The organism is Acinetobacter sp. ACNIH1, from assembly GCF_002934695.1.
Classification (GTDB): Bacteria; Pseudomonadota; Gammaproteobacteria; order Pseudomonadales; family Moraxellaceae; genus Acinetobacter; species Acinetobacter variabilis.
Genome location: NZ_CP026427.1, coordinates 1 through 8,765 on the forward strand (window position 1 = coordinate 1; position 8,765 = coordinate 8,765).

General features: G+C 36.6%; 9 protein-coding genes and 1 pseudogene. 4 read left to right on the forward strand and 6 right to left on the reverse strand.

The window, feature by feature from the left end:
- Positions 1-88: pseudogene (locus tag C3F22_RS18440) on the reverse strand (BrnA antitoxin family protein); the annotation flags it as partial.
- A gap of 88 nt (positions 89-176) precedes the next feature.
- Here C3F22_RS18440 and C3F22_RS18190 point away from each other — a divergent pair.
- Entirely contained in the window at positions 177-839 is a 663-nt protein-coding gene (locus tag C3F22_RS18190; protein ID WP_104427084.1) for a hypothetical protein, read from the forward strand.
- Positions 840-920: 81 nt separating this feature from the next.
- On the opposite strand, the gene vapC is transcribed toward C3F22_RS18190, so the two are convergent.
- Positions 921-1,316, reverse strand: a complete 396-nt coding sequence (gene vapC, locus C3F22_RS18195; RefSeq protein WP_086185555.1) for a type II toxin-antitoxin system tRNA(fMet)-specific endonuclease VapC — start codon at positions 1,314-1,316, stop codon at positions 921-923.
- Positions 1,313-1,543: an antitoxin gene (locus tag C3F22_RS18200; protein ID WP_104427085.1), complete on the reverse strand. Its 231-nt coding sequence runs from the start codon at positions 1,541-1,543 to the stop codon at positions 1,313-1,315. The genes vapC and C3F22_RS18200 overlap by 4 nt, the downstream gene beginning before the upstream one ends.
- A 724-nt stretch (positions 1,544-2,267) precedes the next feature.
- Between C3F22_RS18200 and C3F22_RS18205 the strand changes: the two genes are divergently transcribed.
- The 3 genes from C3F22_RS18205 to C3F22_RS18215 all read left to right on the forward strand — a co-directional run bounded on the left by C3F22_RS18205 (position 2,268) and on the right by C3F22_RS18215 (position 5,161).
- Positions 2,268-2,477 (forward strand): hypothetical protein, encoded by a 210-nt coding sequence (locus tag C3F22_RS18205; RefSeq protein ID WP_005249157.1) that lies wholly within the window; start codon positions 2,268-2,270, stop codon positions 2,475-2,477.
- Between the two features lie 124 nt (positions 2,478-2,601).
- A complete protein-coding gene (locus tag C3F22_RS18210; protein WP_004282326.1) occupies positions 2,602-3,483 on the forward strand; it encodes an IS982-like element ISAba9 family transposase in 882 nt (293 codons plus the stop codon).
- 223 nt (positions 3,484-3,706) lie between these two features.
- On the forward strand, positions 3,707-5,161 hold the full coding sequence (locus C3F22_RS18215; RefSeq protein ID WP_005249159.1) for a SulP family inorganic anion transporter: 1,455 nt from the start codon (positions 3,707-3,709) through the stop codon (positions 5,159-5,161).
- A gap of 214 nt (positions 5,162-5,375) precedes the next feature.
- On the opposite strand, the gene C3F22_RS18220 is transcribed toward C3F22_RS18215, so the two are convergent.
- The 3 genes from C3F22_RS18220 to C3F22_RS18230 form a co-directional block, all read right to left on the reverse strand.
- The gene (locus C3F22_RS18220) at positions 5,376-5,921 is read right to left on the reverse strand and encodes a plasmid replication DNA-binding protein (protein ID WP_104427086.1); all 546 of its coding nucleotides are present in this window, start codon (positions 5,919-5,921) and stop codon (positions 5,376-5,378) included.
- 63 nt (positions 5,922-5,984) lie between these two features.
- On the reverse strand, positions 5,985-6,878 hold the full coding sequence (gene repM, locus C3F22_RS18225; RefSeq protein WP_001038666.1) for a replication initiation protein RepM: 894 nt from the start codon (positions 6,876-6,878) through the stop codon (positions 5,985-5,987).
- 534 nt (positions 6,879-7,412) lie between these two features.
- Entirely contained in the window at positions 7,413-8,591 is a 1,179-nt protein-coding gene (locus C3F22_RS18230; protein WP_104427087.1) for a MobA/MobL family protein, read from the reverse strand.
- Between the last annotated feature and the right edge of the window lie 174 nt (positions 8,592-8,765).

Sequence of the window (8,765 nt, forward strand, 5' to 3'; positions counted from 1 at the left end):
CATAGGATTTTATTCATACGTGTTTGATATCCTTTTCCTTAAGCGATTGCATAACGTCTGCATCAATGCGTACAGTCATAACTTGCTTAATCTACGTATTCAATTTGGGTAGAATCTAAAAAATAGCATCCACAGATTCAGCCATCTTATGCAAATTGTTAAATTATGAGGACTTTATGAGTAAATTAATATACTTCACCATTCTTAATTTTTTTTTAATTAATTCAGTTTATGCTGAAAATAATAAATTTTTAGATATGGTTCAAAGTAAAGTAAAACAGGAAATGAAAGATCCAGACTCTACAAAATTTCAAAAATTAAGGGAAATAAAGAATTCTGTTGGTGAGAGTGTTGCTTGTGGTGAAGTAAATGCTAAAAACTCCTATGGAGGATATGTTGGATATCATTTATTTTCGTATAGTTCAGATGGAATTGTAATTTTAAATTCGCCAAAAGATAGTGATTATTATAGAAATAAGTTTGTTTATGACAAATCTGGCTGTGCAGGTGAAAAAGAAGAATTTTTAGCTCGAAATAAAGATATGTTCAAAAATTATTGTTCTGTTGCGTATGAACTTTTTACAGATGTAATAGTAAATAATAAAAGTAATGTAGATGCTATTACGCATGCCATGAATAATTATCAAAAATATAATTTGAACGTGTTTAATAAAGATCTAGATAAAGCAAAAATAGATTTATTAGCAAATTTGGAGCAAGTATTGCAATCTAAAGAAACCGTAAAAAAAATTAAAAAGGACAAAAACGGAATGTTTAAAGCGCAATATATGTTTATTTGCCCTATAAATATGGAAAAAAATTATATTTTTGAAAAATAATTTATGTATGAAAGTATGTAGTTTTTCTAAAATTAACATAATGGTGCTTATACGAAATTTAGCCCTTTTAAGGGCTAAAAATTAGATCCAGTTCTCTAACTTTAACCCATCTATACGCTCAAATTCCTTGATGTTGTTTGTGACTAGTACAACATCTAAAGCGAGGGCATGAGCTGCTATTAGCATATCTAAACTACCAATAGTTTTACCTGTTGATTGGAGATCTTGACGTAATTTAGCGTAATGCCAAATCGCTTGCTCATCGTAGGGTAAAATATCTAAGGGTGATAAAAACTTGTTCAGAGCTTGCTTATTGCGTTCAGATCCAGACTTTTCAACGCCAAAAGCCAGCTCTGACGCGGTTATGCTAGAAATAGCTAACTGTCCAAGCTGATATTGCTTAAAGCGTTCAAAAACTTGCTGTGGTTTATGATTGATCACGTAGATACAAATATTTGTGTCTAAGAGGTAAATCATTTGAAGTCCTCACGTAATTGCTCACCCTGATCAGCTCGTTCAAGCTGAAATCCTACTTCAAATTCGTTAATTGCTTCTAACATGATGTCCCATGGGTTTTCGATGGGCATTAATAAGACACCACGGCCAAAACTCTTGATAGCAACTTCAGTACCATTAAAGCGAAATGCTTTAGGTAAACGGACAGCTTGACTACGACCTGTTTGAAAAACTTTAGCGGTTTCCATATTTGCCCCCCAATAAAATAGATATCATTGATACATATCATACCATCAAACTATTTATTACACGTGATTTATTGTAAGTAATCGTTGCTTTCTAAAATTGATCTAAAAGATACAGGCAATAAAAAACCCCGGCATCCTGCCGGGGTTTTTCGTATTGGTTCGCTCGGTATAACTCCTGTCGTACCTTACAGTCCTTGTGCTTATCTCTTGTTATTCTTGTATGGAACTTCCTGTTCCCGATGAGTTCATCATAGGAAAATTCACCTCTCCTGGACAGCCGTAAAGAACCGGAATTTACGTAAGCCTAGGCCTACAAAATAGCCTAAATTTTATCCACAAAAAATGTGGATAATTTTAAGCATTCAAGCATTGATAAAATTTAAAAAATCGCAAAATCGACTACTTTTTAAACAAATTTATTGGCAAAAACTATCAAAACCGTTCATAAAAAAGCCGACTTGTTTCAAAGTCGGCTTTTTACGGATTTTAGGGTTGAGTGTGAAATTTTAAGTCATTGATTTTTATATTAATATACAAGTGTACTTCGTATAACCGCCATTATGTTAAATGGATGGCATTTGGGAGATATTATTTATTCTTTCAATAGGCAGAAACTTGCAGAATTTTTCTTAATTTGTAATCCTTTCGGCTAAGGGTGTCTAGCGTAGCTAAGACAGGTATTAGTTATAGTCGGGCCGCTATAATACGGATGACGAGTGCCTGTATGTTTAACCTAAATATCTTTAATAAGATCTCTAGCGAAGTATTGACCATCAAAAATGATCTTGAGCTGAATTCTGAAAATCAACTGATAACTAAGTATAAGACTTCTACTTCTGAAGATTATAAACAGGCTATTGTTTTGATTTTTAAAGAACGTGGCTATACACGTTTGGAAATAGGTCAATTACTTAGGGAGCCAAAAGCTTCATAAAATACCGATTAAACAAAGCTTGGATATAACATCCAGGCTTTACCCCAATCTCAACTTTTTAAGTGATTGAAATAAAAAGGACATAACCCTATTTTAGTTTCCACCAAGAAATTAAAGCAAAGTTATGTCCATTGAAGAATTTATCATTTTTGTCTATGTAATCATAGAAGAACTTTATCCCATTGTTGTTACTCAGCCCCTGAGAACTCGTGGTTTTCCGCCTGCTGTTACTGATGCAGAAATCATCACTATGCAAATAGTAGGTGAATTTCTTGGTTTAGATACAGACAAAAATATTTGGATGTATTTCAAAAACAATTGGTTAGAATGGTTTCCAAAATTAGGATCTTATCCCAATTTCTGTAAACATTGTGCAAACCTGTGGCATGTCAGTCAATCCATTATGGCACAGCTCATTCAGCGTTATGGTTCAGATAACATTCACTTTATTGATGGCTTCCCACTCCCTGTCTGTAGTTATACCAGAGCTAGAAAGCATAAAAACTTTAAAGAATACGCAGGTTTTAGTTATTGTGCTGCAAAACAAGAAAAATATTATGGTTTCAAAGCTCATATCGTCATTAATCTTTCAGGCATGATTTCGGGTTATACCTTTGCACCTGCTCATTGTGATGAGCGAGATGTTGCACCTGAAATTACGAATGATATTTACGGTTTACTGGGAGCAGATAAGGGCTATTTAAGACCAGAATTGAAACGATATTATGAATATCAGGGTATTGATTTACAAACACCCTTTAGAAAAAACATGATAGATTTCAGACCTAAAGAGACACTGCAAATACTGATGAAAGCCAGAAGAAAGATTGAAACAGTGATTGGTCAATTAACAGATCGCTTTCACATTCAGAAAGTGAGGGCAAAAGATCTATGGCATTTAACCCACCGCATAACTCGTAAAATTCTGTCGCATACAATTTGTGTGGTGCTAAATAAAAAGCTTGGTCATTCACCAATTCAATTCGAAAATCTTATTTTAAGTTGAGATTGGCGTAGGCTTTATAAAAAAGTACCTAGCTGTTACCCTTGTCCTGATTTTTTTACTCTAAACCTTCTTTCATCTTATGACACTTACGCCACCTTAAGTTTATTTACCGTCTTAAATCTGTAAATAACTCATCACTGTCTAGTGATGTGGTGTAGTCGCTTGTGTGTTGTATATATCACATCACTAGCCTATCTGAAAAATTAAAAAACAGGCTATGTTTATGTTGTCTAATGTCCGAGAACAGTGGTTCTCTAACATCCGTGGGGATGTACTTGCTGGATTAGTCGTCGGTCTTGCACTCATCCCTGAAGCCATCGCATTTTCAATTATTGCAGGTGTAGATCCTAAAGTCGGTCTATACGCATCTTTCTGTATAGCCGTCGTGATTTCTTTCGTAGGCGGTCGTCCAGCTATGATTTCAGCAGCTACAGGGGCTATGGCACTGCTCATGGTTACTTTGGTCAAAGAGCATGGGCTTGAATACCTGCTTGCAGCAACAATTTTGACGGGTGTAATTCAAATAATGGCTGGCTATTTAAAGCTCGCCAAGTTAATGCGATTTGTATCTAAATCTGTGGTTATTGGATTCGTAAATGCGTTAGCAATTTTAATTTTTATGGCTCAGCTGCCTGAACTGATTAATGTGACCTGGCATGTATATGCTTTAGTTGCTTTAGGTTTGGCGATTATTTATCTCTTCCCTATGATTCCCAAATTAGGAAAATTATTGCCTTCTCCACTTGTCTGCATCATTGCAATCACATTACTGGCAATTGCTCTAGGAATTGATGTAAGAACTGTGGGTGATATGGGATCGTTACCTGACACACTTCCAATGTTCTTGATTCCAAATATTCCTTTGAATATTGAAACATTGATGATTATTTTGCCTTATTCAGTCGCACTGGCGGCTGTAGGTTTACTTGAATCGATGATGACAGCAACCATCGTGGATGAAATGACAGATACACCAAGTGATAAATTCCAAGAATGTAAAGGACAAGGTATCGCGAATATTGCTTCTGGCTTTATGGGGGGGATGGCCGGTTGTGCCATGATTGGTCAATCCATGATTAACGTGAAATCGGGTGGTCTTACACGCTTATCAACATTCTCTGCGGGTATTTTTCTTCTTATTCTGGTTGTATTTATCAGCGATTGGCTCAAAGTGATTCCAATGGCTGCATTGGTAGCGGTAATGATCATGGTCTCTATCAGTACCTTTGAATGGAGTTCTGTCACTCAGTTAAAAGATAATCCTAAGAGCAGTAATATCGTCATGATTGCGACTGTGATTGTAGTTGTTGCTACGCATAACCTGGCTTTGGGTGTGTTAACAGGCGTATTACTTTCAGCTTTGTTCCTAGCGAATAAACTTGAAAATGATATCCAAGTAATAGCATCTTTTGAAGGAACAGCCCGTTTATATGATTTGAGAGGTCAGATCTTCTTTAGTTCTTCTGAAAAATTCATGCAAGGGTTTGACTTTAAAGAGGATGTAAAGGATGTGATTATTGATTTGACCCATTCTCACATTTGGGATGTAACATCAGTCGCCATGCTTGATTCTGTTGTAAATAAATTCCAAAAGAATAGTGTGAATGTCACTGTGCGTGGCTTAAATGAAGCCAGCTCTATCATGATTGATAAGTATGGAACACATGCCAGAATCTAAGTGCAGGAGATTTTACGTTTATGTAGAATCTCTAAAATTAACATAATACACCTTATACGAAATGCGTTATAATTCTCTTGAAAATTCAACGCTGTAGTTCCTAGTTGATAGCCCGAACATCCCTGTTCGGGCTTTTTTTATGATTTTTCACGTTCCACGCCTATTCTTTAACCAATGTTTCACGACTTTGTTCATATTAGTTAAACAATCGTGGTTAATCATAGGGTCTAAAAAAACGGCTCCAAAAGCCCCTTTTTTCAGGCTCTGGTTCAATATGCTCCGGCACTGGAATGCGTTTAATTTCTTGAGTAGTCAATCCGTCCTCATTTGGTTTTTTTGACCGAGGATCTGTTGCTATATCCTGGTCAGATTGCTGCTCTGTAAACGTGCTTATATTGGCTTGTGGTGGCTTCATTTCAATAAGTGTAAGTAGCGTGTCAATACGAGCATTTGCCTTCGTTTCCCGATCTTCTGCTTTTTCCAACTGTTTCTTTAAAAACTCAATCTGATTTTTGAGTTCAACAACTGTATTATCAGTGTATTCAGGTGTATCAATGTTTTGTCTTGGAGACGTATCAAGACGTTTTGAGTTTGTTCCACCAAAAGGCTCACCATAGACACGAAGTAATTCTGAAAAGTCGATAGAACCATCATGATCACGACTTAATACTCCGTTTTTTATATCTTTGTAGAGTGTGGCCCGAGATTTTTTATACAGTGTTGCAGCATCACTAACACTGTATTTTGTACTTGTTTTCATATTGTATTACTGTGTATTAACGATACGTATTGGAGAATACAATAAGTGTATTCTCCAATAAACTCAAAGTTTAAAGCCTAAGTTTTTTAGATAAGGTAAAAACTGTTTTTGCTGTTTTGGATCTCTCAACATATCTTTAATTGTTATAGCTAAATCATCATAGCTTTCACCTTGCTGTGCTAGATGTGATAGTTCATGTAAACGAGAAAGTTGATTTCCAAACATATTAATTTGAGCATCTGTTAGTTTATAAAATTCTTTAGGTACATCTGTATTCTGATGACTAATACTCTTAGTCTTTTCTTTAAATGAAAAAATAATACTAGTAACTTTACGACCAGTCTTTTTCTGTTCATAAGTGACATTTAAAGGGCTGCATTCGTTTATTTGGTCTATAGCAGTATCAATTACTCGTTTCTTGAAATCTGCGAATAAAGGGTACTTTTTACCAAGCTCAAGCATTGTCCGCAAATTCTCAACTGAAATTTCACGCTTACCTATTTGTCGATATTGAACAAGTAGCTCATAAATACGAATACCGTACCCACTATTTATTCCAGCGATGTCTGACAGGGCATATTTGGTGAATTCTCTACTTAGATTAGATATGAAAGGCAGAATTGGTTTTGAAAAACGAATACCAATGACACTTTGACTATCTAGAAATTGAACTTCTTGTACCCATCGCATTTTTATAGACTTGTCATCAATACTGAGGTTAATAGATCGTTCATAGAGTCTATTAATACCTTCCTTTAAATCTCTGTATGCAGTTTTTTCATGTACACCTAATTGCCTTAACTCATTGATACTAACAGGATATAGCTCATCATCTGTAATAGGCTGATTTTTTGGAATCCGTGAAATGGCAGCTAAGACAATTCGTTGCTCTACGGCACTTAATTGATATGAGGCTTCTATTACTTGATTTGATTTTACAACGTGATTTTTATTCAAAATAAAACCATTAATTTTTAATATATGACAAATATATACTTGTCATAGTTAGTAGTCAATCCGTCATAGTTAAGTAGTCAATCCGTCATAGTTAGTAGTCAATCCGTCATAGTTAGTAGTCAATCCGTCATAGTTAAGCTTTAAAACCCTTACTGTATAAGGCATACAGGGGACTGAAAAGATTTAAAAGATTTAAAATATATTTAAAAAAAGCAAATTGAAAAATTGCCCTTGGTTTTCGCTACGCTCAAACTCTATTGAATCTCGCTTTCGCTCGATTCGTCGGGGCAATCTTTTGGTTAATACCCTCTAGAATTTAATAAAAAGCAAAAGCAGTAGGAATTCGCTACGCTCATAATTTTTTTATCTTCGCTTCGCTCAGTCATGACTTAAAAATATCAAGTCGCTTTGCTCTGTACTTGAGTCTTAGCGACAAAAGGGAGCTTGTAATCAGGGAAAAAAACATAACGAGAATTTTGATTGCCTCAGTTCGCTCGTAGACACTCGCTCTGTAAATGCCTACAAGATTCATATTCAAAAACCAGGACCACCAAAATCGTAATCATTATTTTTCGGCTTAGGCTGTATGGATGGTTGAGTAGGTTGATTGCCTTGAACAACTTGAGGTTGTTCAACCTGTGATTTTAAGACAGTAACAGGATTAAACTCGATTTGAGGATCTGTATATTGGAGTGAATTTTTTAGTTGGTAATCCATCTTATTCAAATTCCAATGTTCGGCCTGAAGTATTGGCTTCTGTGTTTTGATGATTTCATTGAAGTCTTGGTTGAGTTCTTTTTGGTTTTTGGCTTTTTTGACCAAGTAATTCAAGTAATACATGACCTCGAGTGAGGTATACGGCTCATTCAGGCAAGAATAGAAATGTTCATGCTGTTGCGTTTGTTGCCGCTGCTTTTGTTCCATTTCTCGTTCTTTGGCATTGTGCAGCCGGATTTTCTGGATTTCAGCCAGGTATTCCATGGTTTCATTTTGTTTTCCAGCACCTAATTTGGGTTCCGGGAGGTACAAGGTGCCGTGGATCTCGTTGTATTTCTCATAGTTGTCGGCTGATACCTGGTTCTTGATGGTGATATCTTGGCCGTCAATCTGGTAGGTCACAGTAGGGCAGTACTTGGCCAAAGCATCATTGAGATGGTTTTCCCAAGCTTTGCGGATGTGCAATAAGAATGTGGAGTAATCTGCGTGGCCATCCTGTAGCTGGATTTTCTTGGCACCGCCTTTGGCCGGATTTTGAGGATTGTAGCGTTTGAAATATTGTTCTGCTGTGCGTTCAATGCCGTCATCAGCTTTGAGGGAGAACATGAGGTGGCAATGCGGCTGTTCTTCGCCACTGAGACGCGATTTAACGTTGTGTATGGCGTATGAATGCGGATATTGCTGTGGGACTATGTGTTTGTCAAAAAACGTCTTTACGAGCATTTTACGCTGGTCTGGCGTGAACTCATTGGGCAGGGCAATTTCATATTCCATGTAGGCTTTGGCGTTGGCACGTTCATACGTATCTGCTGCTTGCCAGAATTCGATAGGATCTTTAACGAAAGAAGGCATACAACGACCAGGTTCAATGTGTTCTACGGTTTCGTTGCTTGTTTTACGGATGCCTTCATATTGCATAAGTCTGGAAATGTAGAGGTAATGGCTAAGTGCATAGCCTTTATTTTTGCTTTTGACGCTGAAATGGTAGCTGGCCATGTTCACCTTTTTGTTGGTCTGGGACCGGTTTTTATGGAGTGAAACGAGATGAAAACCGCCCGGATTTGGAATGCCTGGATGGCTGAAAAATCCGGTTGAAGGGGGTCAAGGGGGAAGCGCCCCATTGCGTACTAGTTTCTCCGATTAGGAGAAACTGTCAAGTGCGAATTATTT

Excerpts from the sequence above, each read along its gene's own strand:
- C3F22_RS18190 (WP_104427084.1), top strand. The coding sequence starts at position 177 with ATGAGTAAATTAATATACTTCACCATTCTTAATTTTTTTTTAATTAAT.
- vapC (WP_086185555.1), bottom strand. The coding sequence starts at position 1,316 with ATGATTTACCTCTTAGACACAAATATTTGTATCTACGTGATCAATCAT.
- C3F22_RS18200 (WP_104427085.1), bottom strand. The coding sequence starts at position 1,543 with ATGGAAACCGCTAAAGTTTTTCAAACAGGTCGTAGTCAAGCTGTCCGT.
- C3F22_RS18205 (WP_005249157.1), top strand. The coding sequence starts at position 2,268 with ATGTTTAACCTAAATATCTTTAATAAGATCTCTAGCGAAGTATTGACC.
- C3F22_RS18210 (WP_004282326.1), top strand. The coding sequence starts at position 2,602 with ATGTCCATTGAAGAATTTATCATTTTTGTCTATGTAATCATAGAAGAA.
- C3F22_RS18215 (WP_005249159.1), top strand. The coding sequence starts at position 3,707 with ATGTTGTCTAATGTCCGAGAACAGTGGTTCTCTAACATCCGTGGGGAT.
- C3F22_RS18220 (WP_104427086.1), bottom strand. The coding sequence starts at position 5,921 with ATGAAAACAAGTACAAAATACAGTGTTAGTGATGCTGCAACACTGTAT.
- C3F22_RS18230 (WP_104427087.1), bottom strand. The coding sequence starts at position 8,591 with ATGGCCAGCTACCATTTCAGCGTCAAAAGCAAAAATAAAGGCTATGCA.